General features: G+C 56.8%; 27 protein-coding genes. 13 read left to right on the top strand and 14 right to left on the bottom strand.

Going from position 1 to position 24,175, the window contains the following annotated elements; all coding sequences use genetic code 11:
• Positions 1-27: 27 nt before the first annotated feature.
• The 5 genes from AC2Q8J_RS12070 (at position 28) to trmB (ending at position 4,426) form a co-directional block, all read left to right on the top strand.
• The gene (locus AC2Q8J_RS12070) at positions 28-1,383 is read left to right on the top strand and encodes an ABC1 kinase family protein (protein ID WP_486451396.1); all 1,356 of its coding nucleotides are present in this window, start codon (positions 28-30) and stop codon (positions 1,381-1,383) included.
• 154 nt (positions 1,384-1,537) lie between these two features.
• Positions 1,538-2,386, top strand: a complete 849-nt coding sequence (gene rpoH, locus AC2Q8J_RS12075) for an RNA polymerase sigma factor RpoH (RefSeq protein ID WP_286838741.1) — start codon at positions 1,538-1,540, stop codon at positions 2,384-2,386.
• Positions 2,387-2,538: 152 nt separating this feature from the next.
• A complete protein-coding gene (locus tag AC2Q8J_RS12080) occupies positions 2,539-3,273 on the top strand; it encodes a hypothetical protein (RefSeq protein WP_486451397.1) in 735 nt (244 codons plus the stop codon).
• Positions 3,274-3,356: 83 nt separating this feature from the next.
• Positions 3,357-3,734 (top strand): DUF423 domain-containing protein, encoded by a 378-nt coding sequence (locus AC2Q8J_RS12085; protein WP_424145765.1) that lies wholly within the window; start codon positions 3,357-3,359, stop codon positions 3,732-3,734.
• The gene (trmB, locus tag AC2Q8J_RS12090; protein ID WP_286838743.1) at positions 3,731-4,426 is read left to right on the top strand and encodes a tRNA (guanosine(46)-N7)-methyltransferase TrmB; all 696 of its coding nucleotides are present in this window, start codon (positions 3,731-3,733) and stop codon (positions 4,424-4,426) included. The genes AC2Q8J_RS12085 and trmB overlap by 4 nt, the downstream gene beginning before the upstream one ends.
• 89 nt (positions 4,427-4,515) lie before the next feature.
• Here the strand turns inward: trmB and fghA are convergent, their stop codons facing one another.
• Entirely contained in the window at positions 4,516-5,370 is an 855-nt protein-coding gene (fghA, locus tag AC2Q8J_RS12095; RefSeq protein ID WP_486451398.1) for an S-formylglutathione hydrolase, read from the bottom strand.
• 13 nt (positions 5,371-5,383) lie between these two features.
• A complete protein-coding gene (locus AC2Q8J_RS12100; RefSeq protein ID WP_027875124.1) occupies positions 5,384-6,490 on the bottom strand; it encodes an S-(hydroxymethyl)glutathione dehydrogenase/class III alcohol dehydrogenase in 1,107 nt (368 codons plus the stop codon).
• 111 nt (positions 6,491-6,601) lie between these two features.
• Here AC2Q8J_RS12100 and AC2Q8J_RS12105 point away from each other — a divergent pair, with 111 nt between their 5' ends.
• On the top strand, positions 6,602-7,492 hold the full coding sequence (locus AC2Q8J_RS12105) for a LysR family transcriptional regulator (RefSeq protein ID WP_286838745.1): 891 nt from the start codon (positions 6,602-6,604) through the stop codon (positions 7,490-7,492).
• Here AC2Q8J_RS12105 and AC2Q8J_RS12110 read toward each other — a convergent pair.
• Positions 7,485-8,267, bottom strand: a complete 783-nt coding sequence (locus AC2Q8J_RS12110) for an HPP family protein (protein WP_486451399.1) — start codon at positions 8,265-8,267, stop codon at positions 7,485-7,487. The genes AC2Q8J_RS12105 and AC2Q8J_RS12110 overlap by 8 nt on opposite strands.
• Positions 8,268-8,413: 146 nt before the next feature.
• Between AC2Q8J_RS12110 and AC2Q8J_RS12115 the strand changes: the two genes are divergently transcribed.
• Together AC2Q8J_RS12115 and nrtS are read left to right on the top strand one after the other, a co-directional pair.
• Positions 8,414-9,259 (top strand): LysR family transcriptional regulator, encoded by an 846-nt coding sequence (locus AC2Q8J_RS12115; RefSeq protein ID WP_286838748.1) that lies wholly within the window; start codon positions 8,414-8,416, stop codon positions 9,257-9,259.
• Positions 9,260-9,309: 50 nt separating this feature from the next.
• On the top strand, positions 9,310-9,564 hold the full coding sequence (nrtS, locus tag AC2Q8J_RS12120; protein ID WP_286838750.1) for a nitrate/nitrite transporter NrtS: 255 nt from the start codon (positions 9,310-9,312) through the stop codon (positions 9,562-9,564).
• On the opposite strand, the gene purK is transcribed toward nrtS, so the two are convergent.
• Together purK and purE are read right to left on the bottom strand one after the other, a co-directional pair.
• Positions 9,561-10,628, bottom strand: coding sequence for a 5-(carboxyamino)imidazole ribonucleotide synthase (gene purK / locus AC2Q8J_RS12125; RefSeq protein ID WP_486451400.1), 1,068 nt, complete (start codon positions 10,626-10,628; stop codon positions 9,561-9,563). The genes nrtS and purK overlap by 4 nt on opposite strands.
• Positions 10,628-11,119, bottom strand: coding sequence for a 5-(carboxyamino)imidazole ribonucleotide mutase (gene purE / locus AC2Q8J_RS12130; protein WP_027875119.1), 492 nt, complete (start codon positions 11,117-11,119; stop codon positions 10,628-10,630). The genes purK and purE overlap by 1 nt, the downstream gene beginning before the upstream one ends.
• A 286-nt stretch (positions 11,120-11,405) precedes the next feature.
• Here purE and arsS point away from each other — a divergent pair, with 286 nt between their 5' ends.
• The 3 genes from arsS to AC2Q8J_RS12145 are packed head-to-tail and all read left to right on the top strand — an operon-like array spanning position 11,406 to position 14,492.
• Positions 11,406-12,365, top strand: coding sequence for an arsenosugar biosynthesis radical SAM (seleno)protein ArsS (gene arsS / locus AC2Q8J_RS12135; protein ID WP_486451401.1), 960 nt, complete (start codon positions 11,406-11,408; stop codon positions 12,363-12,365).
• 12 nt (positions 12,366-12,377) lie between these two features.
• Positions 12,378-13,421 (top strand): methyltransferase domain-containing protein, encoded by a 1,044-nt coding sequence (locus AC2Q8J_RS12140; protein WP_486451402.1) that lies wholly within the window; start codon positions 12,378-12,380, stop codon positions 13,419-13,421.
• A gap of 33 nt (positions 13,422-13,454) precedes the next feature.
• Positions 13,455-14,492: an NADP(H)-dependent aldo-keto reductase gene (locus AC2Q8J_RS12145; protein ID WP_486451403.1), complete on the top strand. Its 1,038-nt coding sequence runs from the start codon at positions 13,455-13,457 to the stop codon at positions 14,490-14,492.
• A gap of 12 nt (positions 14,493-14,504) precedes the next feature.
• On the opposite strand, the gene AC2Q8J_RS12150 is transcribed toward AC2Q8J_RS12145, so the two are convergent.
• Positions 14,505-15,695, bottom strand: coding sequence for a class I SAM-dependent rRNA methyltransferase (locus AC2Q8J_RS12150; protein ID WP_486451404.1), 1,191 nt, complete (start codon positions 15,693-15,695; stop codon positions 14,505-14,507).
• A 234-nt stretch (positions 15,696-15,929) separates the two neighbouring features.
• On the opposite strand from AC2Q8J_RS12150, the gene AC2Q8J_RS12155 reads away from it, so the two are divergent.
• The gene (locus AC2Q8J_RS12155; RefSeq protein ID WP_286695623.1) at positions 15,930-17,177 is read left to right on the top strand and encodes a cytochrome P450; all 1,248 of its coding nucleotides are present in this window, start codon (positions 15,930-15,932) and stop codon (positions 17,175-17,177) included.
• A gap of 47 nt (positions 17,178-17,224) precedes the next feature.
• Here the strand turns inward: AC2Q8J_RS12155 and AC2Q8J_RS12160 are convergent, their stop codons facing one another.
• From AC2Q8J_RS12160 to AC2Q8J_RS12180, 5 genes are all read right to left on the bottom strand, one after another.
• The gene (locus AC2Q8J_RS12160; RefSeq protein WP_486451405.1) at positions 17,225-17,806 is read right to left on the bottom strand and encodes an ISL3 family transposase; all 582 of its coding nucleotides are present in this window, start codon (positions 17,804-17,806) and stop codon (positions 17,225-17,227) included.
• A 40-nt stretch (positions 17,807-17,846) separates the two neighbouring features.
• A complete protein-coding gene (locus tag AC2Q8J_RS12165; protein ID WP_486451406.1) occupies positions 17,847-18,431 on the bottom strand; it encodes a transposase family protein in 585 nt (194 codons plus the stop codon).
• A gap of 118 nt (positions 18,432-18,549) precedes the next feature.
• Positions 18,550-20,010, bottom strand: coding sequence for an NAD-dependent succinate-semialdehyde dehydrogenase (locus AC2Q8J_RS12170; RefSeq protein ID WP_374973192.1), 1,461 nt, complete (start codon positions 20,008-20,010; stop codon positions 18,550-18,552).
• Positions 20,011-20,022: 12 nt separating this feature from the next.
• The gene (locus tag AC2Q8J_RS12175; protein WP_288364236.1) at positions 20,023-20,661 is read right to left on the bottom strand and encodes a GNAT family N-acetyltransferase; all 639 of its coding nucleotides are present in this window, start codon (positions 20,659-20,661) and stop codon (positions 20,023-20,025) included.
• Positions 20,658-21,107 carry an acyl-CoA thioesterase gene (locus tag AC2Q8J_RS12180; RefSeq protein ID WP_204996113.1) on the bottom strand — a complete coding sequence of 150 codons (450 nt, stop codon included), beginning with the start codon at positions 21,105-21,107 and terminating at the stop codon, positions 20,658-20,660. The genes AC2Q8J_RS12175 and AC2Q8J_RS12180 overlap by 4 nt, the downstream gene beginning before the upstream one ends.
• Before the next feature lie 444 nt (positions 21,108-21,551).
• Between AC2Q8J_RS12180 and AC2Q8J_RS12185 the strand changes: the two genes are divergently transcribed.
• Entirely contained in the window at positions 21,552-22,391 is an 840-nt protein-coding gene (locus AC2Q8J_RS12185) for a hypothetical protein (protein WP_486451407.1), read from the top strand.
• A gap of 89 nt (positions 22,392-22,480) precedes the next feature.
• On the opposite strand, the gene AC2Q8J_RS12190 is transcribed toward AC2Q8J_RS12185, so the two are convergent.
• From AC2Q8J_RS12190 to AC2Q8J_RS12200, 3 genes are all read right to left on the bottom strand, one after another.
• The gene (locus tag AC2Q8J_RS12190) at positions 22,481-23,209 is read right to left on the bottom strand and encodes a 4'-phosphopantetheinyl transferase family protein (protein WP_486451408.1); all 729 of its coding nucleotides are present in this window, start codon (positions 23,207-23,209) and stop codon (positions 22,481-22,483) included.
• A 71-nt stretch (positions 23,210-23,280) separates the two neighbouring features.
• Positions 23,281-23,967, bottom strand: a complete 687-nt coding sequence (locus AC2Q8J_RS12195; RefSeq protein WP_486451409.1) for a type 1 glutamine amidotransferase domain-containing protein — start codon at positions 23,965-23,967, stop codon at positions 23,281-23,283.
• Positions 23,968-23,984: 17 nt separating this feature from the next.
• Positions 23,985-24,131: a hypothetical protein gene (locus tag AC2Q8J_RS12200; RefSeq protein ID WP_486451410.1), complete on the bottom strand. Its 147-nt coding sequence runs from the start codon at positions 24,129-24,131 to the stop codon at positions 23,985-23,987.
• Positions 24,132-24,175: the final 44 nt, after the last annotated feature.

Genomic DNA, 24,175 nt, shown 5'->3' on the forward strand with positions numbered 1-24,175 from the left:
AATTTCCCCGCCCAGTGCCACGTAGTTATGAGTGATAAAGAAAAGTCCCTGCACCGCATTAAAACCGGTGGTTTTTCGCGCCGCCTGGAATTATCCAAAGTGGGGCTGCGCTACGGCAGCCGAGCCTTGCGCCAGTCGCTGCGCGAGCGCTTTTCCAACGATGAGGAGGCCGCCCTGGCTCAGCGCCGTGAGAATATTGAATTCTTTATCGCAGAGCTGGGTAAATTGAAGGGTAGTGTGGTGAAAATTGGCCAGGTGATGGCCACCTACGCCGATTACTTAATGCCGCCAGAAGTTGCTGAAGCGCTACATTCTCTGGAGGACGACACGCCGCCAATGAGCTGGCGGGCGATTCGCAAGGTGTTGGAAAAAGAGCTGGGCGAAGAGCGCCTTGCTGAGCTGGATATCGACACCGAGCCGCTCGCCGCCGCCTCGCTAGGCCAAGTGCACAGGGCCGTTTTGCGCAGCAGTGGTGAACAGCTGTGCGTGAAGGTGCAGTACCCCGGCGTGGATAAAACTATCGACGCCGACTTCCAGGCGTTGATGGGGCTGTTGAAATTGTCTCGGCTGCTGGATGCCACGCGTAATATTGATGACTGGTTTGGTGATATCCGCCAGCTGTTGCACAAAGAAGTCGATTACGAGCAGGAAAAACGCGATCTCGATTTCGCCCGCCAGCGCCTGAGCGGTGAAGCGCGCTATGTGGTGCCCCGCAGTTACGACCGCTACTGCACTCGGCGTGTGCTCACCATGAGCTATGAAAGTTCGCTGGGCGTGGCTGCTTGCGACGTCGAGGCATTGTCGCAGGCGCGCCGCAACGCGCTGGGTGAGGCGCTGCTGAGGCTGTTTCTTACCGAGCTGTTTCGCTGGCAGCGTATGCAGACCGACCCCAATTTTGGCAATTACCGCGTGCGTATTAATGACGATGGCGACGACCAGTTAGTGCTACTGGATTTCGGCGCCATGCGACTGTTGCCGCCGGACTTCGCCGAGCGTTTTTGCGAGATGATGCGTGCCGCTTACCGTCGGGATCGCAAGGTGTTCCGGCAGTGCAGTATTGATCTGGGTTTTATGAAGGAGCACTTCCCGGACAGCGTGCTGGATAACTTCGTGGACATTGGTATGGATATCGGAGAGCCACTGCGCTCAGCCTCCCAGGCCCCGGATGAGGCGCGTAGCGCCGACGGCCTTTACGACTGGCGGCGCAGCAACCTTCCTAAACGTATTGCCAAGCGGGCAGTGGCGGCCTCCATCAGCACGTATTTTGCGTTGCCTCCTAAGGACTTCCTTTACGTTATGCGTAAACTCATGGGTGTCTATGCGCTGATTGCGCAGTTGGATGCCCATTTTGACGGTGAACCCGTATTCCAAGAATTTTTGTAGTGGTGTTTATTAACGAGCTGTAACCCCCGTGGCCAGTGACTTCGGGCACTTGAGCGGTCTTTAGTCTTGAACTTTTCGACTATTAGGCATCTAATAAGCAGTCGGTATTTTTGGGCCCCCGCGAGGGAGGCCGTAACCAGTGAGGAGGATGTGCATGAGCACCCATCTGCAGCCAGTACAGCAACTTGTGCCGGGTGGTGATCTCTCTGCATATATTCAAGCAGTAGGCAGTATCCCTGTGCTCAGTGTTGAGCGTGAGCGGGAACTGGCGGAAGAACTTCACTATCGTGGCAACCTTGAGGCGGCCCGCGAGTTGGTTATGTCGCACCTTCGATTTGTGGTGCACATTGCTAAAAGCTACAGCGGCTATGGCCTGCCCCAGGCTGACCTGATTCAGGAAGGCAATGTCGGCCTGATGAAGGCGGTTAAGCGCTTTGACCCCAGCAAAGGGGTGCGTTTGGTGTCTTTTGCGGTGCACTGGATCAAGGCGGAAATTCACGAATACGTATTGCGCAACTGGCGCATTGTGAAAGTAGCAACCACCAAGGCGCAGCGTAAGTTGTTTTTCAATCTGCGCAGTGCGAAGAAACAGCTGGCCTGGCTGAGTAATGACGAGGCCCACGCCGTGGCCAGTGATCTCGGCGTTGATGTCACTGAAGTGCGCCGTATGGAAGGGCGCCTGAGTTCGGTGGATGTCGGCTTCGATGCCAGCGACAGCGACGACGACAGCAGTTTCGTCGCGCCGGTGCATTACCTAGAAGACAACAGCCAAGACCCCGCGCGCCTGCTGGAAGCTGACAACTGGGAAGAGAGCAACCACCAGAGTTTAGCGCTGGCGCTGGACGAGTTGGACGAGCGTAGCCGGGATATCCTGCAAAGCCGCTGGTTGGCTGAGAGCAAAGCGACGCTGCACGAGTTGGCAGACCGCTACGGCGTTTCCGCTGAACGCATTCGACAACTGGAAAAAGCGGCGATGAAAAAGCTTAAGGCGGCCATGGAGTAAGCGCCCCCGCTGCGGCCCTCCCCAGTAACACCTGAAAACGCCCCGCTAGTCGGGGCGTTTTTTTTGCGGGCTGCCACGCATAAATACGCATGTTCCCCCGCTGAGGGACGCGCTACAAATGGCCAAGGTTTGGTGTGGCGGGGCAAAGAATAATGACACTCCCTTGGCTTTCAGCACGCGGCGGCAAGCGCTGCATCGTATTGTGCGGCGCGTTGTTACTGTGCCCGTGGCACGCCTATGGCAAGGGCTTTTTGGATTTTAACCTATACCCCTACCTTGATGACGTAGAAAGCGATTCGGTTTTTACACTGAATATTGGCGCCCGGCTTTCCGAACGCTGGTCATACTTTGGTTTTATCAATTTCTATAACCAGCCGGCTACGGCTGAGCTGTCGGAAACGAATAGCTATTACACCGAGCAAAATCTGCGTCGGCAGTTGGCGGCAGTACCGTCGCTCGATCTAAGCGTGCAGCATAATATGCGCACCGGCGAGGACAATGACCGACTGCGCTTTGGCCTGCGGTGGCGCCTGAATGATAGTTCGTGGTTTCGCCACCTGTTTGCACAACTCAATCTGACCTATTCGCTGACCCTGCACGCCCTGCAAATTGACGACCGCGACGAATCGGTTTGGCAGTTGGAGCATAGCTGGCGCTGGAGTTCCCCCGCCGTGAGTGAGCGCCTATTCCTCGCTGGGTTTATTGATCACACCTTTAATGAAGAGCTACCTGAGGGCTTCCCGGCCAACCCGATGGTTGCCGAGCTACAACTCGGCTGGCGGCTGTGGCAGCAGTGGTATGCGGTGGCGGAATACCGCCTCAATCAATATCGCCGGCAAGATGTGAATAACTTGGCGCTCGGGGTTGAATACCGCGTGCCTTTCTAATTGCCTAATTGCGACGCTGCCGCCGGCAGCTTTGCCTATCGGCTTCGAGCCCTTACAATACGCGCTGTTTTCGTGGGGGCAGTATGGCGTCGATCACTTTCTTTCTGGCCGGGCTTTCCGGCTTTTTCGCTGTGGCCTTGGGCGCCTTTGGTGCCCATGGCTTAAAGGGTCGTTTATCGGCTGACATGGTGGCCGTGTATGAAACGGCCGTGCAGTATCACTTCTATCATACCTTTGCGTTATTGGCCGTCGCGTTATTGATGCAGCTGGGCGTACAACACGGTGCGCTGCGTGCGGCCACCTGGCTCTTTGGCATAGGTATTGTGCTGTTTAGTGGCAGCCTTTACGCCCTGTCGATTAGCGGTATTAAAGTGCTGGGGGCGATCACCCCGGTGGGTGGCTTGTGTTTTCTTGCGGCGTGGATTTGCCTGATGGTGGCAGCCCTAAGAGGTGTGCAATGAGTGAAGAGAACACCAAAATGCGCCGAATTCGCAGCTTTGTACTGCGTACCGGGCGGATGACCGAAGGCCAAAAGCGCTCCTACGATTTGCACTGGCCAAGCAAGGGGCTGGAGCTTGAAAAGGGCGCGATAGACCTGGACGAGGTGTTCGGCCGCCGCGCACCAACGGTGTTGGAAATCGGTTTCGGTATGGGCGACTCGCTGGCCACCATGGCCGCTGCCGCGCCAGAGAAAAACTTTATCGGTGTTGAAGTGCACAGCCCCGGTGTCGGGCGTCTGATGCATTTAATCGATGAGTCCGGTATCGAGAATTTGCGCGCCTACTGCGACGATGCCGTTGAAGTGTTAGAGCGCTGTATCGCCAATGAGAGCTTAAGCCGAGTGCAGGTGTATTTCCCTGACCCCTGGCATAAAAAGCGCCACCACAAGCGTCGTCTAATTCAGCCGGAATTTGTTCAGTTATTGCGCAAAAAACTGCAGCCCGGTGGCGTGATTCACTTAGCGACTGACTGGGAAAACTACGCTGAGCACATGATGGAGGTCATGTCAGCCGCGCCCGGTTTTACCAACTGCGAGGGCGAAGGCCAATTCGCGCCGCGCCCGGAGTACCGGCCGGTGACAAAATTTGAGCGTCGCGGTGAACGCCTGGGCCACGGCGTGTGGGACTTACTGTTTGAGAAAACGGCGGACTGAGTCCGCCGCCGCTGTGCCGCTCATTTAGAATAAGCAAATGTTCCCTCTCATTCTTCGAACGGCGAATTTTTCGCTGCAACAGGCGTAACTCAACGAGTGTGAGCCGGCTCGAGTTGCTCGCTGTGAAAGCGAATATGGTCTTCAATAAAGCTCGCGATAAAAAAGTAACTATGGTCGTAGCCCTCTTGCATCCGCAGAGTCAGGTCAGCGCCGCCGGCTGTGGCTGCGGCCTGCAGCAACGCGGGTTTTAGCTGACTCTCTAAAAAGTCATCGTCGCTGCCCTGGTCAACCAGAATGCGCGGGGCAGTGGCGCCGTGCTCACGAATTAAAAAGCAGCTATCCGCTTGCTGCCACTGCTCACGATCTTCCCCCAAGTACTGGCCGAGTGCCTTTTCTCCCCAAGGGCAGTTCATCGGCGAGCTAATGGGCGCGAACGCCGACAAACTGTGGAAGCGCTCGGGGTATTTTAAGCCGAGAGTCAGCGCGCCGTGCCCGCCCATGGAATGGCCGAATAGACCACAGCGGCTGGCATCAACAGGTAAGTGTGCACTTACTAGTTCTGGCAGCTCGGTGCTGATATAGCTCTCCATTTGGTAGTGTTCAGCCCAGGGTTGCTGGCTGGCATTGACATAAAAGCCAGCCCCCAGGCCCAAATCGTAGGCGCCGTCGGGGTCGTCGGCAACGCCCTCTCCGCGCGGGCTGGTATCTGGCGCAACGATCGCCACGCCATAGCGAGCGGCAAATTGCTGTGAGCCTGCTTTTTGCACGAAGTTTTCGTCGCTGCAAGTGAGTCCGGAGAGCCAGTACAGTACCGGCACCTTGGCGCTTTTCGCCTGGGGGGGCAGAAAAACGGACACCTGCATTGAGCAGTTCAGTGTCTGGCTTTGGTGGCGGTAGCGAAGTTGTCGGCCGCCAAAACAGCGGTGCTCTGCAATTTTCTCCATCGTCGTCCCCCGGTTAATACAGTACGACGGAGCGAATGCTTTCGCCCGCATGCATTAGGTCAAAGCCCTTGTTGATGTCCTCAAGCGGCATGGTGTGGGTGATCAGGTCGTCGATATTGATCTTGCCATCCATGTACCAGTCGACGATTTTCGGTACGTCGGTGCGGCCGCGTGCGCCACCAAAGGCGGAACCGCGCCAGACCCGGCCGGTCACCAGTTGAAAGGGGCGCGTTGAAATTTCCTGGCCAGCGCCGGCCACGCCAATGACCACAGATTCCCCCCAGCCCTTGTGACAGCACTCCAGTGCTTGGCGCATGGTGGTGACATTGCCTATGCACTCAAAACTGTAGTCGGCACCGCCTTTGGTGAGCTCGACAATGGCTTCAACAATATCCGGCACTTCCTTGGGGTTGAGAAAGTGGGTCATGCCGAATTTCTTCGCCAGCTCGACCTTACTGGGGTTAATGTCCACGCCGACAATCATATTCGCGCCCGCCATGCGTGCGCCCTGAATAACATTGAGGCCGATGCCTCCCAAGCCGAACACCACGACATTGCTGCCGGGCTCTACCTTGGCATCGAAGACAACCGCGCCGACGCCTGTGGTGACGCCACAGCCGATGTAGCAGACTTTATCAAAGGGTGCATCCTCACGAATTTTCGCCACAGCAATTTCTGGCAGCACCGTAAAGTTGGAGAAGGTTGAGCAACCCATATAGTGCTTGAGTGGTGTGCCGTCGAGGGAGAAGCGGCTAGTGCCGTCCGGCATTAAACCCTGGCCCTGGGTGGTGCGGATCGACTGACACAGGTTGGTTTTGGGATGCAGGCAGAAGTCGCAGTGGCGGCATTCCGGGGTATACAGGGGAATAACATGGTCACCGGGTTTAACGCTGGTAACGCCCGCGCCGACTTCTACCACAATGCCAGCGCCCTCGTGGCCGAGAATAGTGGGGAACTCTCCCTCCGGGTCATCGCCAGATAGAGTAAAGGCATCGGTATGGCAAATACCGGTGGCCTTTAATTCAATCATCACTTCACCGGCGCGTGGGCCTTCCAGGTCCACATCGAGTACTTCCAGGGGCTTTCCAGCGCCAAAGGCGACAGCAGCTTTTGTTTTCATGGGTGTCTCCCAGTATTGGTCAATGGCGCTAGTCTAAATTGATAACTGATCAACGATAATCCACTATTTGGTAAACTCATTGTTTTTATATGACAACAATAAGGGGCAGCCGTGAAACATTGGGAAGCGGTGGAAGTGTTTGTTGCCGTGGTGGAGCAGGGCAGTTTTTCGGCGGCCGCGCAGCATTTGGGGATGTCAAAATCCCATGCCAGCCGTCAGCTCAGCCGTCTGGAAAATCACCTCGGTGTGCAACTGCTTACTCGCAGCACCCGGCGTTTGGTGTTGAGTGAAATCGGCGAGGCATACTTTCAGCGCTGCAAAAGCATTCTCGGGCAAATGCAAGAAACTGAGCAGGCGGTCATGCAGCAGCAGGCCAGCCCGCAGGGCAATCTGCGGGTGACGGTGGCAGGGGCCTTTGGTGAACGCTACGTGGCGCCAGCGGCGGCAGAATTTTTAAAGCGTTACCCCGCCGTGAATCTGCAGCTGGATTTTAATAATCGCAACATCGACTTGCTGGAAGACGGTTACGATCTGGCAATTCGCGCAGGGGTGCTTAAGGACTCGTCGTTGATCGCCCGGCGAATCGCCGAACGGCGCTTGTTAATTTGTGGAAGCCGCGACTACTTCGACCTCTATGGTGTGCCCAATAGCGTAGAGGACCTGCGCGAACACAGTTGTTTGGTGGGTTCTTTACCCACGTGGCGGTTTCGCGATTCCCGTGGTCAGCATGTCGAACTCAAGGTTGAGGGGCGCTGGCGCAGCAACAATGGCCATGCGCTATTGGCGGCGGCGCGCCGCGGGCTGGGTTTGGTGCAGTTGCCCGAGTTTTACGTTTACGAGGACCTGCAGGCAGGGCGCCTGCAAGCAGTGATGCAGAACTATCAACCCGCCGATACTGCCGTGTGGGCGGTTTACCCCCACAACCGTCATCTATCCGCCAAGGTCAGCGCCTTTGTCGACTTTTTAGCAGAGCAGTTTCGCCAGGTCGACTACCTCAGTTAGCGCGCTTTTGCTTGCGAGATCGCGGGTGTGGCTGGGCTTTCATGCGCGGACGCAGACGCAATATACGCGATTCGCGATGCTGCCAGTCGCGGCGGCGCTGCGCCGCAAAAGTATTGGCGCAAGTGTACAGGCGGCTCAAATCCTCTGGGCTGATATCGACAAAGGAGTCCAGCTCGCGCAGCGCCTTGGCAACGTCTTCTTCTTGCAAACTCGATGATGCTGCGGCGCCGCGTGCGAGGGTGCTGGGGTAGCGGCGCGAGGGAAACAGGTTGTTAAACAGCAGGCCTGCCAACACCAGGGTGCAGGCATTCAGCAGTACCGGATTAAGCAGTAGTGAATACGACAGCTGGTGAATTTCTGGCCCGCCCATCACGGCAAATAGCGCGGTGGCCACGCCGGGAGGGTGAAGGCAGCGCAGGTAGTACATCGCCGCAATAGATAACCCCGTTGCCGCGATCGCGGCGAATTCTTGGGCGGGTAAATAGCGCTGGCAGCTCACGCCGATAAACGCCGAGATAACATGCCCGCCCAATACTGGCCAGGGTTGAGACAGTGCGCCGTGGGGGATGGCGAAAATCAGGGCCGCGCTGGCGCCTGTTGAGGCGAGCATCCAGGCCAGCGAATTCCCGCCGGGCAGCTGGCTGCTCAGCCAGCAGGCGAAGGCCATGCCGAGTGTGCTGCCGATAATCGATAGCCACTTCTCAGCATGGGAAGTGGTGTTGGCCTCAATGCCAAGTAGGCGGGCGAGAGGCTGATGAACGTGGTGGCTTGGCACGTGCGATGGGCCCTTTGACTGGCCTTGCCGGTTTGGCATGGCACCAATTTAGGGCGTGCATTCTAGCGAGCAATAATTATTATGTTTATAGAATATTAATCATATTAAAATTTCATAAAAGTGAATTTAAATAGGCGGCGCCAGCTGTGGACAGAACCCTGTTAAAGACCTTTATGGAGATAGTGAGCGCCGGGAGTTTGCTCGCGGCCGCTGAGCGCCTGCATATCAGTCAAACGGCGGTGACTGTGCGTTTGCAGCGCCTGGAGCAGCAGCTCGGCTGTGCCCTGTTTGTGAGAAACCGCAAAGGCGCGCGCTTAACCCCGGAAGGGGAGCGTTTTGCGCCCCATGCACAGCGCTTGCTCAGTGAGTGGCAGCTGGCAGTTGACGCGCTAGCAGAGCCCCTTACCGAGCAAGCAAGGTTGGCGGTGGGGGGCGAAACCAGCCTGTGGAATCCCTTGCTGAGCGGTTGGTTGCAGTGGGCCCAGCAACAACTGGGCGGGGTGCAGTTTGAGGCCTGTGTCGAAAGTGCCGAGACCTTGCTGGCCAAGTTAGAGTGCGGTGAGCTCGATGCCGTGCTTGTGCACTTGCCGCGTTACCACAGCGACTACGTTGTGGAATTGCTGCTGGAAGAAAAGCTCCTCCTGGCTGAAACGCCATCGCGGTCAGGGCCATTTTATCTGGTTGATTGGGGGCCGGGCTTTCGCGAGCAATTTGAGGCGAGTTTGCCGCGAGCAAAGCATCACCGCTTTAGGGTGAATCTCGGGCCGTTGGCCCTGCAGCTGATGTTGGCCAGCGGCGGCAGCGGCTATTTTCGCAGCCGTGTATTAGCGCCCTACTTTGACAGTGGCCAGTTGCGCCGTGTGAACGACGCCCCCGAGTTCAGCTACCCGGTGTATTTGCTCACCAGGCGTGGTGAGCGCTCGCTGGTCTTGAGCCAAATGCTGGAGGGCTTGCGGCAACAAGCTGCCGAAGAAAAGCAGTGGCAGTTGTAACACCGCATTCCGCGACGCGTCATTGCGGTGAATCATTGAAGGAGAGTGCAATGGGGTTCTGGCACAGCGCAATGTCGCGGCCGGTCGCTTTCACCGCGCTGAAAGTGGCTGCCGTCGTGGGCACGATATTAAATGTGATCAATCAGGGTGAAGTGCTGTGGGCGGGTGTCGAGCCGGATCTGCCGCGCTTATTGCTCAACTACCTTACGCCCTACTGCGTTGCCAGCTACAGCGGCGCGAAAACGCAACAATTGGCCCAGCAAGCGGCTGGGCCAGGCGTGTGCCGCCAGAGTAAAGCGCCTTAGGTTAACTGGCTTTCTACCCAGTCGAAAACCGGGCCATAATTTTCCGGCAGCTGCTGTTTCAACGCCTCTAATGCCGTGCTCACCGCCGACAGCTGTGGATGATTGATATTGATATGGCCGAGTTTGCGCCCCGGGCGAACGTCTTTGCCATACCAGTAGCACTGAGTAGAGGGAATCGCCATCCAGCGGGTATCTCGCTCAATGCCAATCAGGTTGATCATCACGCTATGACCGCGTACCTCGGGTGCCTTGATCGGCAGTTTGGCAACGGCGCGCAAATGCATCTCAAACTGGCTGACGCAGGCGCCGGCCTGGGTCCAGTGGCCGCTGTTGTGCACGCGGGGCGCGAGCTCGTTGACGATCAGTTCGTCGCCAACCCGGAAGCACTCCATCGCCATCACGCCGACGTAGTTCATGGCGTCCATAATTTTACCCAGCATGGCCTGTGCCTGGCCCTGCAGGTGATCCACGCGAGACAGCGGCGCAACGGACGCCATCAGAATACCGTTGCTGTGCAGGTTGAGTGTCAGTGGATAAAACACGTGCTTGCCATTGCTGTCGCGGGCGCCGACCAGAGACAGCTCTTCCATAAATGGAATTTTCTGCTCGGCGATGGCGGTGCCTTGCCACGCCGCGGGCACATCGTCGGCATTGTCACTGTGCAGCCAGTACTGGCCCTTGCCGTCGTAGCCGCCCGTGCGACGCTTCAGTAATACGTCCTTGCCCAGTGCCTGGTGCAGTTCGTCGGCGCTGGTGTCCTGCTCAACGGCGCGCCACGGGGCCGTGGCAACGTCAAGGCTGTCGAGCAGAGATTTTTGGTGGAAGCGGTCGGCAATGCGCCAAAAAACATCGGCGTTGACGAAATTCGGGTGCTCACTCAAGTGGCGAGTCAGCGGTGTTTCCGGCCACTGTTCGCGCTCAACGGTGACAATATCGTTTTCGCCAATGCTGGGTAGCGCGGTCACGTCGGGGTCGAGTGGTTCAACGCGCAGCGCCAGCGGGTACGCGGCCTGTTGTAGCATGGCGCCCAATTGACCGGCGCCCAATACCCAAACAGTTTGCATTAGGCCTCCCGGGGGTCTGGATTGTCGAGAACCGTGTCGGTCTGCTTGCTGCGGAACTGTTCGAGTCGCTCGGCCAGCTCAGCATCGTGGGTGGCCAGAATCTGGCAGGCGAGCAAGCCGGCATTAAACGCACCCGCGGTGCCAATAGCCAGTGTGCCCACGGCAATCCCTTTGGGCATTTGCACGATGGATAACAGGCTGTCCATGCCATTCAGTGCGCGGCTCTGCACAGGCACACCCAATACCGGTAGGCGGGTTTTCGATGCCACCATACCGGGTAGATGGGCTGCGCCCCCAGCACCGGCGATAATCACCGAGTAGCCGTTGTCGACGGCTGTTTCGGCGAAGCTCATCAGCTTGTCGGGGGTGCGGTGAGCGGAAACCACTTCCACGTGGTGCTCGACCCCTAGCTCGCTCATGATCTCGGTGGCTGGACGCATGGTGTCCCAGTCGCTTTTGGAGCCCATGATTAGGGCAACTTTTGCTGACATTGGCTTTTGCTCTCGTCGCGTAAAAACCGCGCATTATAAATCAATTTTCCGGCTCTGCGCGCGTCAATTGGTGGATTATTGAACGAATTCCTGCGATCGCAGCGCCGGCCCTCGGCAATTCTGCTGCTTTTTGCTGGCCGCTTGCTCCGTCACTGGCATTGGCGCGTAAGCCTGCACATGCTGCGGCGCATTTTTTGACGAATTTTGTAACAAAGGCCACGCTTGTGAAACTATGAGCAGAGGCTGCATGTGCCCAGCCGGCTTACCGTTGATAAACAGGATAATTATGCAAGAGACCCTGCCGCTGTTAGAGCTGACCGAATTCCCCGCCATAGATCGCCACGCTATTGATACCTTACAGGTGAACCTGGGATACAAGTGCAACCAGCGCTGCCTGCACTGCCACGTGAATGCGGGGCCGACGCGGACCGAGATGATGACCGAGGACAATATCGCCCTGGTGCTCGATGTACTCCGCGCGCGCGATATTCAGGTGTTGGACCTCACCGGTGGGGCGCCAGAGCTTCACCCGCAATTCCGCGAGCTGGTTGTTAAGGCCAGGGCACTCGGGGTAAAGGTGATTGATCGCTGTAACCTGACAATTTTGTTTGAGCCAGAGCAGGAAGGGCTGGCCGAGTTTTTGGCGGTCAACGATGTAGAAGTTGTCGCGTCGCTGCCCTGTTATTCCATGGAAAATGTCGACGCCCAGCGCGGCGACGGTGTGTTCGATAAAAGTATTGCAGGCCTTCAGACTCTCAACCAATTGGGTTACGGGCAGAGCGGCAGCGGGCGGGTTCTCAACTTGGTGTACAACCCCCAGGGGCCGACACTGCCGCCGAATCAGCAGCGCTTGGAGGCCGATTATCGGCGTGAACTCATGGTGCACTTTGGCATTGTTTTTAACTCGCTGTTTGCGCTGGCCAATATGCCCATTCAGCGCTTCGGCTCCACGCTTATCTCCAGGGGGCAATTCGACGATTACCTCGCACTGCTAAAGGGCAGCTACAGCGAGGCCAACTTATCGTCGGTGATGTGTCGCAGTCTGGTCAGCGTTGACTGGCAGGGTTACCTGTACGACTGCGACTTTAACCAGCAGCTGGGGCTCGGCTTGCCGAGTACCGGTGATCAGCGCGCTGACTTGACGACCCTGCTTTCCACAACGCTGCAAGGGCAGCCAATTCGCGTAGCGGGGCATTGCTATGGTTGTACAGCGGGGCAGGGCAGTAGTTGCGGTGGGGCATTGTAAGGAAATGACACGATGAGCAGTCACGATATTGTTAAAGATTATTACGGCAAGCAGCTGCAGAGCTCCGACGACTTAAAGACCAGCGCCTGCTGCGATGCCAGTGTCATGCCCGAGTGGCTCAAGCCGCTGTTGGCCAAGCTGCATCCCGAGGTGTTGTCGCGCTACTACGGTTGTGGGCTGGTGTGTCCCACGGAGCTGCGGGGGCGGCGCGTGCTTGATCTGGGCTGCGGCAGCGGCCGCGATGTCTACGCCCTGGCGCAAATGGTGGGGGCGGAGGGCGAGGTAGTCGGGGTGGATATGACCGACGAGCAGTTAGCGGTCGCGCGCGATACCCAGGCCTGGCACGCTGAACAATTCGGCTTTGATAATGTGCGCTTTATCCAAGGCTATATTGAGCGCCTGGACGAATTGGACCTGGAGCCAGCCAGCTTCGACGTGGTGGTATCCAATTGCGTGATTAATTTATCACCCGATAAAGCCGCGGTGTTAGCGGGGGTGAAGCGGCTGCTGAAGCCCGGCGGCGAATTCTATTTTTCAGATGTTTACGCCAATCGGCGTGTTCCCGAGGCAATGCGCGATGATCCATTGCTCTACGGCGAGTGTTTGGGCGGCGCCCTGTACTGGAACGATTTTGTGCAACTCGCCAAGGGGCAGGGCTTTACCGACCCGCGGTTAGTCGAAGACCGCCCCCTGGAAATGACCGACCCGGCTGTTGCAGCAAAAACGGCTGGCGTGGAATTTTTCTCGGCGACCTATCGTTTGTTCAATCTCGATAATTTGGAAAGCGATTGTGAAGATTACGGCCAGGCGGTTCGCTACCGTGGCAGCATTCGTGAAACGCCGGTGAACTTTGTCCTCGACAAGCACCATATTATTGAAGTGGGTCGGGTGTTTCCGGTGTGTGGCAATACCTGGCGAATGCTGGCCGACAGCCGTTTTGCCGAGCACTTTGATTTTATGGGCGACTTTAGCCGCCACTACGGCATCTTTGAAGGCTGCGGCGTGTCGCTGCCTTTCAGTACGGCTGATGATGACGGCGCCTTGCCCTGTTGCTGAATTATTCGCGCAAAAATACAAAAGGAGTGTGTGATGAAAATGCGTCCCCTGGGAAATTCCACTATCGAGGTCAGTGAGCTCTGCCTGGGCACAATGACCTGGGGCGAGCAAAACACCTGTGACGAGGCCTTCGAGCAAATGGATTATGCTCGCTCGCGTGGGATCAATTTTTTCGACACCGCTGAAATGTATCCAGTGCCGCCCCGGGCGGAAACACAGGGGCGCACGGAGGAGTACATCGGTCGCTGGCTGAGTGAGCGCGGAGGTCGAGACCAACTGGTGCTTGCCAGTAAAGCCACCGGCCCCGGCAATGCACATATTCGCGGCGGCCGCGGGCTGGATCGCGACTCCCTGCTCAAGGCCTTCGAAAGCAGCCTTCAGCGCCTGCAAACCGATTACCTCGATCTCTATCAGATTCACTGGCCAAACCGCGACACCAATTTTTTTGGCAAGTTGGGCTACCGCCACAGCAGCGATAACGCCGACGTCGAAGCGAATCAGCATGAATTGCTGAAAACCCTCAGCGAGTTGGTGGCCAGCGGGCAGGTAAAAACGGTGGGGCTGAGCAATGAAACCCCCTGGGGCGTATTGAATTTCCTGCGCCTGGCCGAGCGCTATGCCCTGCCGAGGGTGGTGAGTATTCAGAACCCCTACAACCTGTTGAATCGCAGTTTTGAAGTGGGGCTGGCCGAAATTGCCCTGCGTGAAAATTTGGGGCTGCTGGCGTATTCACCGCTGGCCTTCGGCATGCTCAGTGGCAAATACCGTCATGGGCAGCGGCCCGAGAATGCCCGCATTACGCTTTTCGAGCGTTTTCAGCGTTACAACAATCCTCAGGCTGCCGTGGCGACAGAGCGCTACGCCCTGTTAGCGGAGGAACACGGTATAGACTTTGCGCAGATGGCGCTGGCGTTCGTAACGCATCAGCCATTTGTCACCAGCAATATTATCGGCGCAACTTCAATGGCGCAGCTAAAAAGCAATATCGACAGCGCCGCGCTCGTGCTCAGCGATGCGCTAATGGAAGGTATCGAGGCCATTCACACTGCCCAGCCAAATCCCGCCCCCTAGAGAACGAAAGGGCTAACTGCGGCAGATCCGGCTCAGTACGGCCTTCAGGTACCGGGTCTCGGGGATCGCCGGGTGTACGGGGTGGTCGGCGCCCTGCATTCCTTCGGCCAGTATTTGAGCGTGGCGGTCAATATGGCGTGAGGCCGCCCGCACAATATCCAGTAGTGACTCGCGAGGCATGTGCATGGAACAGGAGGCCGATAACAGATAGCCGCCGGGTTCGAGTAAGCGCATGGCCTGTTCGTTGATGCGCCGATACGCCAGAATGCCTTCTTTTTGGTCTTTCTTGCGTTTAATAAAGGCAGGTGGGTCGACGATGATGACATCGAAACGTTGGCCGTCTTCCTTAAGCTGTTTGAGCGCCGCAAAGGCATCGCCCTGAAGCGTGTTAAAGCGCTCGCCAATGCCGTTTAGCGCGGCGTTCTCGTGGGCTTTTTCCAGAGCTAGCTCGGAGGCGTCGTTGCACCAGACCTCGCGAGCGCCAAAAACGCCGGCTTGCACACCAAAACTGCCCACATAACTGAAGACGTCCAGTACCCGCTTATCTTTAACGATGTCGCGTAACCAAGCGCGATTGGGTCGCTGATCGTAGAACCAGCCGGTCTTTTGGCCGCTGCTCAGCGGCGCCAGGAAACGCACGCCGTTTTCCGTTAATTCAACGTCTTCCGGCGACTCACCGTGGACGCAGATCACTTCGCTGGGCAGGCCCTCGAGTTTGCGCACCGAGGCGTCGTTGCGCAGCAAAATTGACGCCGGAGACAGCAGTTTATCCAGCGCTTTCAGCACCGGCTCGCGCAGGGCTTCCATGCCCGCGGTATTAAACTGTACCGAGAGGTGGTCGCCGAAACGGTCCACGACCAAGCCCGGCAACAAGTCACTTTCACCGTAGACAAGCCGGTAGCAGGGCGATGAAAAGAGTTGCTCACGCAGTGCCAACGCCTGGGCGATACGCTGTTCAATCATTGCCTGGCCAAAGGGCTGCTGACCGCCGCTGAGCAGCCGCGCGCAGATCAGCGACTGCGGGTTTATGTACGCCACGCCCAGTGTTTTGCCCTGGGATGACTCGACAACCACTTGCTCCCCGGCCTGGAAACTCTTCAGTGGGCTGGCCTGTTTGTCGACCTCATTGCTATAGATCCACAGATGGCCGCCGCGCAGTCGACGTTCCTCATTTTTGGCAAGGCGCAGGGTAGGCAGGGTCATTGTGCTGTCTCGGTGTTGGCGAAAGGCAGCATTATCGGGGATTCTGTTCGCTGGTGCTATAAAAGCGGGCTATCTTAATGTTGCCGATAAAGTTATTTGCCTGACCGTTTATGAACTCGAAATTTGGTTAATGACCTGTTACTTTTGGGGCTAATGATGACCACGTTCCCGGGTCGTCACGCGGTAAATAATCGAAAAAAGCCCTCGTGCCGGGCGTAATTGAGGAAAACAATTATGAGCCAGTGTCCCTTTACCAACCTGCTCAGTCTGGATACCTACGTAAACGGTATGCCCTATGAAGAGCTGGCGAAGATCCGCCAAGCCGGTTCAATGGTGTACATGGATGACCCCGAAAATGGCGTGCCATACTGGGCCGTTGTAAAGCGTGATGCGCTGGATTTCGTCTCGCAAAACCCGGATTTATTCTCATCTAACGTTGAAGGCCCCTTCCCGATGGAAGTGCCCGAAGGTGAGGAAGAGATTCAAGCGGTGATGCACGAAAACATCATTATCGCCATGGATCCACCCAAGCACATGAAGTATCGCAAAATTGTTCGCGATGCTTTCACGCCGCGCGCAGTGGCAAATATGGAAGAGTGGCTGCGCAAAGGTGCGCGCTCAATCATTGACCGTGTTGCCAAGAAAGGCGAGTGTGAGTTTGTTGAAGATGTGGCTGCCGAGTTGCCCTTGATGGCAATTCTGGAATTGCTGGGCGTGCCCCAGGAAGACCGCAAGCAGTTCTTCGATTGGACTAACATCATGGCCTTCGCCGATGACCCTGACTTGGCGACCAGCCGCGATGAAGCCAACGCGGTCAGCTTTGAGGTTATTGCCTACGCTGCTGAACTGGCTGCCAAACAGCGCGAAAACCCCACCAGCCCCGTGGTTGAAGCCTTGCTGAATGGTGAAGTTGACGGCAAAAAAGTCGACGAGGAAATGTTCGCCTGGATGTTCATCCTGATTATGGTGGGTGGTAACGAGAGTACTCGTACTGCAACCGCTCACGGTATGCGCCTGCTGATCGAGCACCCCGAGCAGCTGCAACACTTGGTGGATCACCCTGAAGACATCCCCGATGCGGTTGAGGAAATGCTGCGCTACAACACCGCGTTCATCGCGATGCGCCGCACCGCCACTCAGGACATCGAATGGAATGGCCACAACATCAAAAAAGGCGACAAAGTTGTGCTGCACTACCATGCGGTCAACCACGACGAAGACGCCTACGGTGACGATGCCATGAAGTTCGATATTCACCGCGCTAAGCGCCTGCCGAATATGCGCCGCGAGATCCGTTCTTTTGGTATCGGCGAGCATTTCTGCCTGGGTATGAACCTGGCGCGCATGGAGCTGAACATTATTTTTGAAGAGCTGATTCCACGCCTGCGTAACCCCAAGTTTGCCGGTGATGTTACCTACATGCGCTCGTTCTTCATCAACACCATTAAAGCCATGCCGATTACTTTTGACCCAGAAGTCTAAGTGCAGCGGCCGTGCTAAGAGCCCCCTTTCGGGGGCTTTTTTTTGGTTCATCGTAAATCAGGGTGGAACGCCGCCCTGATCTTCATGAAGAAATAGTCGTTATCCCGATACCCGTATGCCATTCGCTTGATCACCTTTATCTTGTTGTTCATTCCCTCCAGCTTGCTGGTACTGAGTGGGTGGATGGCTGAGGCAAGAATACCGGGAAGGTAAGGCTTTAGCTTTCTCGCAAAGTCTTGCAAGGGCTTGATAGCGCTATCTTGTACCTGCTTCCACCAGAGCTTCCATTGCCGCAGAGCCACTAATTGAGACCGGCAGTACCAGACCTCTTTGAGCTGCTCCTTGAGGAGGTATACGGTCATGAGGGATTGGTTGGCGGCCAATAGCTCCTCGAGATAACTCTGCTGGTCACCCGTCATGTTCTCTCGATTTTTCAGTAATACCCAGCGGCTGCGCTTGATCCATTTTCGGGCTGTCATGTTCCCCTTGAGTTGATTGGCCTGATCTACCCTGACTCGATCAATCACCTCTCGGCCATATTTGGCGATGACATGAAACAGGTCATAAACAACCCTGGCTTGGGGGCAATGCTGCTGAACCTCGAGGTCGAAGGCGGTATTCATATCCATGGCGACTGCCTGGATATGCTGGCAATGACGGCCCATTTGTTTAAAGAATGGGCGAAATGGACTCTCGGCTACGGCCTTCACCGACCCAGAGTACTTCCTGTGTATCCGCATCTGCGACCACAGTGGCGTAGCGGTGCCCCTTAAAGAGGGCAAACTCATCCATCATCAAGCGCGTTACAGATGACCAGTCGGGATCACCGAGCTCTCGCTCTAATCGCTGCTTGTCGATGGCTTTAACAGTGTGCCAATTCAGCGCCAGCAACGAGGCAACATGCTTGATAGGCAAAAGACGGCACAGCCCCTCTACATGGCTCTGTAGTCGGCGTGTCAGACGCTTACAAGGAGAAAGCCAGGCAATCCGCTGAACACGAACACCGCAGGTATCACAGCGAACGCGCCCGATCTCAATGTGCAGCATGACTTGATAACCAAAGAAGTCCCGGTCGCGAACACGCCGGTGGCGGTGGTCATGAACCTGTCGGCAGGCTCTGCCACAGTTTGAGCAACGAGGATGAACCCCGCGATCGCGGGACAGGTGAAGGTGTAGCCAGCCCCCCTCTATCTTGTGTGTGTCGGCTTGAAAACCTTCAAATAAATGCTGAGATAGCGCAGAATCAGTAAACACAGGCGGGAAGTCGGTTGCTGGTGGTTTTGGTCGATTACTATCAACCGATAACCCGCCTGTTTTTGCAACCTACCCACCTGAATTTACGAAGAACCTTTTTTTTGCCTGAAGATTGCCGCTAGTTGTCCAGGCCACCCAGACACAGGTACTTCAGCTCAACGTAGTCGTCGATGCCGTATTTCGAGCCTTCGCGACCGATCCCCGATTCCTTCATGCCGCCGAAAGGCGCCATTTCACTCGATGTGACGCCCTCGTTAATGCCGATAATGCCGTACTCAAGGGCCTCTGCCACCCGCCAGACGCGGTTTAAATTCTGGGTGTAAAAGTAGGCGGCGAGCCCGTAGTTAGTGTCATTGGCCAGCGCGATCGCCTGTTGTTCATCCTCGAAGCGGAACAAGGGGGCCACCGGGCCAAAAATTTCTTCCTGAAATACCCGCATAGCTGGCGTGGCATCGCGCAGCACAGTCGGTTCAAAAAAATGCTCGCCGATACTGGCGCGTCGTCCGCCGGTAATGGCTGATGCGCCTTTCGACAGCGCATCGTCGACCAGCGCGGTGACCTTGTCGCACGCCTGGCGGGTAATGAGGGGCCCCATTGTGGCATCGCTGTCGCGGCCATCGCCGAGCCGGAATTGTTGGACTTCGGCGGCAAAGCGCGCGGCAAAGGCATCGTAGATGCCATCCTGCACGAGAATGCGATTGCTACAGATACACGTTTGGCCTGCGTTGCGGTACTTAGACGCCAGGGCGCCGGCGACGGCGGCGTCTATATCGGCGTCGTCAAATACGATAAATGGCGCATTGCCGCCCAATTCCATGGACGTTTTTTTAACCGTCGCGGCGCACTGTTCCATCAGAATTTTGCCGACGCGGGTCGATCCGGTGAAGCTGACTTTGCGCACCAAGGGGCTGCTTGTCATCACGCTACCGATATCGCTGGCCTGTGTGCCGCAGACCACATTAAACACTCCGGCAGGGAAGCCGGCCTCATCGGCCAGGGCCGCTAAGGCAAGGGCGCTGAGCGGCGTTTCATGGGCGGGTTTGATCACAATGCAGCAACCCGCCGCCAATGCCGGCGCGGCCTTGCGAGTGATCATGGCGTTGGGGAAATTCCACGGCGTAATCGCCGCAACCACACCAATAGCCTGTTTGATGACCAGTAGCCGTTTGTCGCGCGACGGGGCTGCGAGAATGTCGCCATCGATGCGCTTTGCCTCTTCAGAAAACCATTCAACATAGTTGGCGCCGTAGCCAATTTCAGCATCCGCCTCGGCGAGTACTTTGCCCTGTTCGGCGGTGAGAATCGCCGCGAGATCGCGGCGGTGTTCAATGATCAACTGATACCAGCGCTGCAGAATCTGCGCGCGGGTTTTAGGTGTTTCGCTTTGCCAGGCGGCTTGCGCGGCGTCAGCTGCTGTGATGGCGGCGTCCATGTCGGCGGTGCCGCCATCGGCAACCTCTGTCAGTTTCTCGCCATTGGCGGGGTTCTCTACGGGAAAGCGCCGGCCGCTGGCGGCAGCCTGCCATTGGCCGTTAATGTAGTTGTTGTCGCGAAGCAGATCGGGGCGCTGCAACTGCATACTTGCTCTCCTTTATTGATTGGTGGCGTGAAGTTCACACTCCATATAACGCTGGCCCGGTACGTAGCCGTAGGGGCTGCGCAGCTCGCCGCTGTATTCTCGCTGAACACGAAATCCGAGTTGCTCATACAGGGCTTGGGCGCGGGGGTTTTCCACCGACACATTGAGGCCTGCGCGCCGGTAGCCTTGCTGCCTGGCGCGGGATAGCAGCTCGGCGATCATTTGCCGCCCAAAGCCCCGGCTTCGTTGTTCGGGACACACGGCAAGCTGATAGATAAAGGCGACACCTTTACCCGGCGGCTTGATAACCGACTCGGTGCGCAGGCCACGCCAGGCTGTGCGCAGTGCCGCCAGTGGTGAATAGTGGGCGAAAATCAGGCGCATCGCGGCTAGGGTGAAACGATTGGTTTGTTCTGCGTAGCGCAGTGCGCCCACGGCCACCAGCTGGTCGTTGTCGATAAGCGCGAGGTGTTGATCGTGGCTGAATTCGTTGCCTTTGGCGACGAAGGCGCGTTCTAGAAACGACGTAAGTTGCTCGCTTTGGCGGTCGCAGAACACGTAGTGGAACGCTTCCGGGCCGGAGCTGATGATAAGCGGTAGGGCTTTTTCCCTATCGCTAGGTCGGCATTGACGAAATGCGGTGCTAGTCACGATGGTTCGGCCTCACGTTGAATTTTTTCCAGGCCCTGCCTAAGCGCTGGGGTCATCGGCATGGGGCGTTCGCTTTGTCGATTGACAAACACATGGGTAAAGCGGCCGTGTGCGGCAGCGATGGTTTCTCCCCGCCGGAAAATCGCTACGCCGTACTCTACTGAACTATTGCCCAGTTTGTTGACGCACAGCGCGCCCTCCAGCTCGTCTGGAAACGCCACAGCAGAGGTGTAGAAACACTCGCTGTGCACGATGTATCCGATTTGCTCGCCGCGGTGAATATCCAGTCCACAGGCTTCTATCAAATAACGGTTCGCGGTTGTGTCGAACCACGAATAGTAGTTCACGTTATTTGCGTGACCATAGACGTCGTTGTCCATCCAGCGGGTGGTGATTGGGGTAAACCAACGGTAGTGCGTGCGCTGGCTTAGCGGTGATGCGGTCATTGGTGTGTCCTTCGAGCTCGGTGCAGTAAGTGCGGCTATAAGGCGCAAATTGAAAGCGTGGTAGCCGTCAATAAGGGCTTGCCCATGCAGTCTATGGCAAGGCGGTCTCAATGTGTAATTTGGTCAGGAATAGCGCTCACTGACGCGCCCAAGTACGGCGCAAAGTCGGGGGTGTGTTTCATTGCGACAGGCTTCAAAATATAGGTAAACACTTGTTAAGATACGGGTATCTACGTATTACTGTTCGTAGTTGTGCATAGTAATGTAGCCCGCAATAACTCACTGATAGCAGAGTGTTTATTTATAACGCATTTAGTATGTGGCGATGTTGTCAAATGTGAGCGAGTTCAAATTTTGCTGCAGAGCTTGCGCGTAGGATCGTGCCGTTGATGGCTACTCGAAACGACACGTCTCGCAATAAATGATAAATACGGAGTCTTTACCATGTCTTTCCGCGGTTTAAGAAATGGCCTTGCCCTAAGCGTCTCGCTGGCGGCATCCAGCTTTAGTCATGCCCAAGCGGCACAAATTCCTGTTCTTGGTGGTCTGCTTACAAGCCTTGGCAGCCTGCCTATTATTGGCGCGCTGCCTCTCGATGCATTGACGAATCCCGCTGCGGGCCTGGATGGCCTGTCTGGCGCAGGCTTACCAGGGTTAGACGCGCTGCCGCTGCCAGGCTTGGAAGCGCTCCCCGATGTACTGGGCAATATTGGTAGCGGCGGTCTACCCGGTCTGGATTCACTGCCCCTCGTTGGCGTGTTGGGCATAGGTGGTATGGGCGGCGCTGGTGCAGGCGATGTTCCAGGCCTGAGTGACCTGTTGGATGCGCTGCCACTGCTGTCATCTGAAACGCCGCAATTACCCGGTGTGGATGCCCTGCTGAGTATCTTGAATGGTTTGGGCACTGGCGGACTGCCCGGCGCTGACTTTCTACCACTGGAGCAGATCGCAGCAGTGGGTACCGGTGACCTGAGTATTCCCGGACTGGACGCGATTATCGATATTCCGGCACTCGCTGATTACGCGACGCTGGCAAAAGTGGAAATGGCCGTGGGTGCCGTTGAAGGCTTCATCACAGGTGTTGTTGCCGACCCGCAGTCGCTAACGACCATCGGTTCAGGCCTTGGCCCCGACACGCTGTTTGCAGTCGTCCCCCTGCTGGGTGCCTTAAAAGATGACCCCGCATCGCTGGCCACCTACTTCAGCGACGGCGGCACCATTTTAAGCGCCGAAATCGAATTACTTCCCCCTATTCCAGTGGTCAGCCAGCCGCTGGCACTGTGATACCTCGCCCCGGGTTACGGGGCAAATGCTTCTCCAGCATCTACTTGGGCGCCCTAGGGTGCCCTTTTTTTCGCCTATTGGTTTGGCGGTTATCTCGATAGCGCGAATTCTGTATACACAAATTCCTGGGTGTACTCATAGCGCACGCTGACTTCACGGGGGCAGCCGGGTAGGCAAGAGAGCTCGTCGTCGATAGTGAACCGCAATGTCTGGGCGCAAGCCTCTGTCGCGACCAGCCGAGCGCAGGCAAAGCCAAAATAGCGCTTCACAATGGGGTAGAGCGCCTTATAAATGCTCTCCTTCGCCGAAAAACTCAGCGCGACCCCAGCAGCAAAGGGCAACGCGCTCGATGCCAATAACTGCACTTCGCTTGGAGACAAAATCCGCCGTTGCAGCTTTTGCGCTGCGGCTTCGCTCAGCGAGGGCTGAATATCGATACCCAGCGTTTGATACTCACTGGCTCGACCGATGGCGCAGCGAACCTGGTTGTCGCTGTGAGTGATGCTGCCGACGGTGCCCGCCGGCCAAAGTGGGCAGCGCTTTTCATCGGCTAAGACGGTGAAATTTTGATGTCCAAACTGAACCAGCGCTTGGCTGGTCAGCCAGCGGCCGGCGAAGAACTCTGCCTGGCGCTTGGTAATTGAGTCGGCAATATTGTCGGGGCAATACAGTGACCACTGCTCAAATAAAGAGGGTGAGAACGCCGCACTATCAAATTCCGCGCTCAGGCGTATCAGGCCCTCAGACGCAGCGCCGGTTTGCTGATAGGCGTGCAAAAAGGAGGGCGGGGGAGTGGCTGGTCGTGTGGGTTCACGCATGGCGAGCAGGTTCTTAGAATGTCGCCGCTATTGTAGGCTGCCCGGCGCATGCTGTCGCGCCGGGCTGGCATCTAGCTTACTTTAGCGAGGTGGGCTAGCAAGGCTTCGGCGAGGGCCGCCGAGGAGGCGGGGTTTTGGCCGGTAAAGATCAGGCCGTCACAGACGATATGGCTGGCCCAGTCCTCGGCTTTTTGATAGACCGCGCCGCGCTCGCTTAGCATATCCTCCAGTGAAAAGGGCACCACCTTGCTAAGCCCAACCGCCTCTTCTTCGCTATTGCTGAACGCCGTTACGCGTTTGCCCTTGACCAAGGGTTCGCCATTCGCGGCGATACTGTGGCGAAAGACGGCGGGCGCGTGGCAGACCGCGGCGACGGGCTTCTCGGCGTGAATAAACTGTTCGATGAGCAGCACTGAATGCGGGTCTTCCGCGAGATCCCAGAGTGGCCCGTGGCCGCCGGGGTAGAAGATTGCGTCGAAGTCGCGTTCGCGCATATCGTTTAATCGTTGCGTATGGGCAAGGCGCTGCTGAGCGTCGGCGTCCTGATTAAAACGCGCTGTTGCCGGGGTTTGGGCATCGGCCGCCGCGCTTTTGGGATCGAGTGGAGGCTGTCCACCGGCCGGTGATGCCAGCGTAACGTCGGCGCCCGCATCGTGAAAAACGTAGTAAGGGGCGGCAAACTCTTCCAGCCAGAAACCGGTTTTCTCGCCGCTGTCACCGAGTTGGTCGTGAGAGGTGAGAACCATCAAAATCTTCATAGTGCTTCCTGTGTTTTTTACTGTGATTCGGCGCTTCCCTGGACAAGCATTGTGCCGACATTACGCGACTCCAGCGGATTGATATAGGCTTTAGGGGCATTTTCCAAGCCCTCTACGCGGTGCTTGCGGCTGTCGATTTTAGCGTCGCTTAGCCATTGCTGCATCGTTGGGGCAAATTCTGGTCAGTGCTCATCGAAAATAATAACGC

This window comes from Spongiibacter sp. C9W (assembly GCF_057370015.1).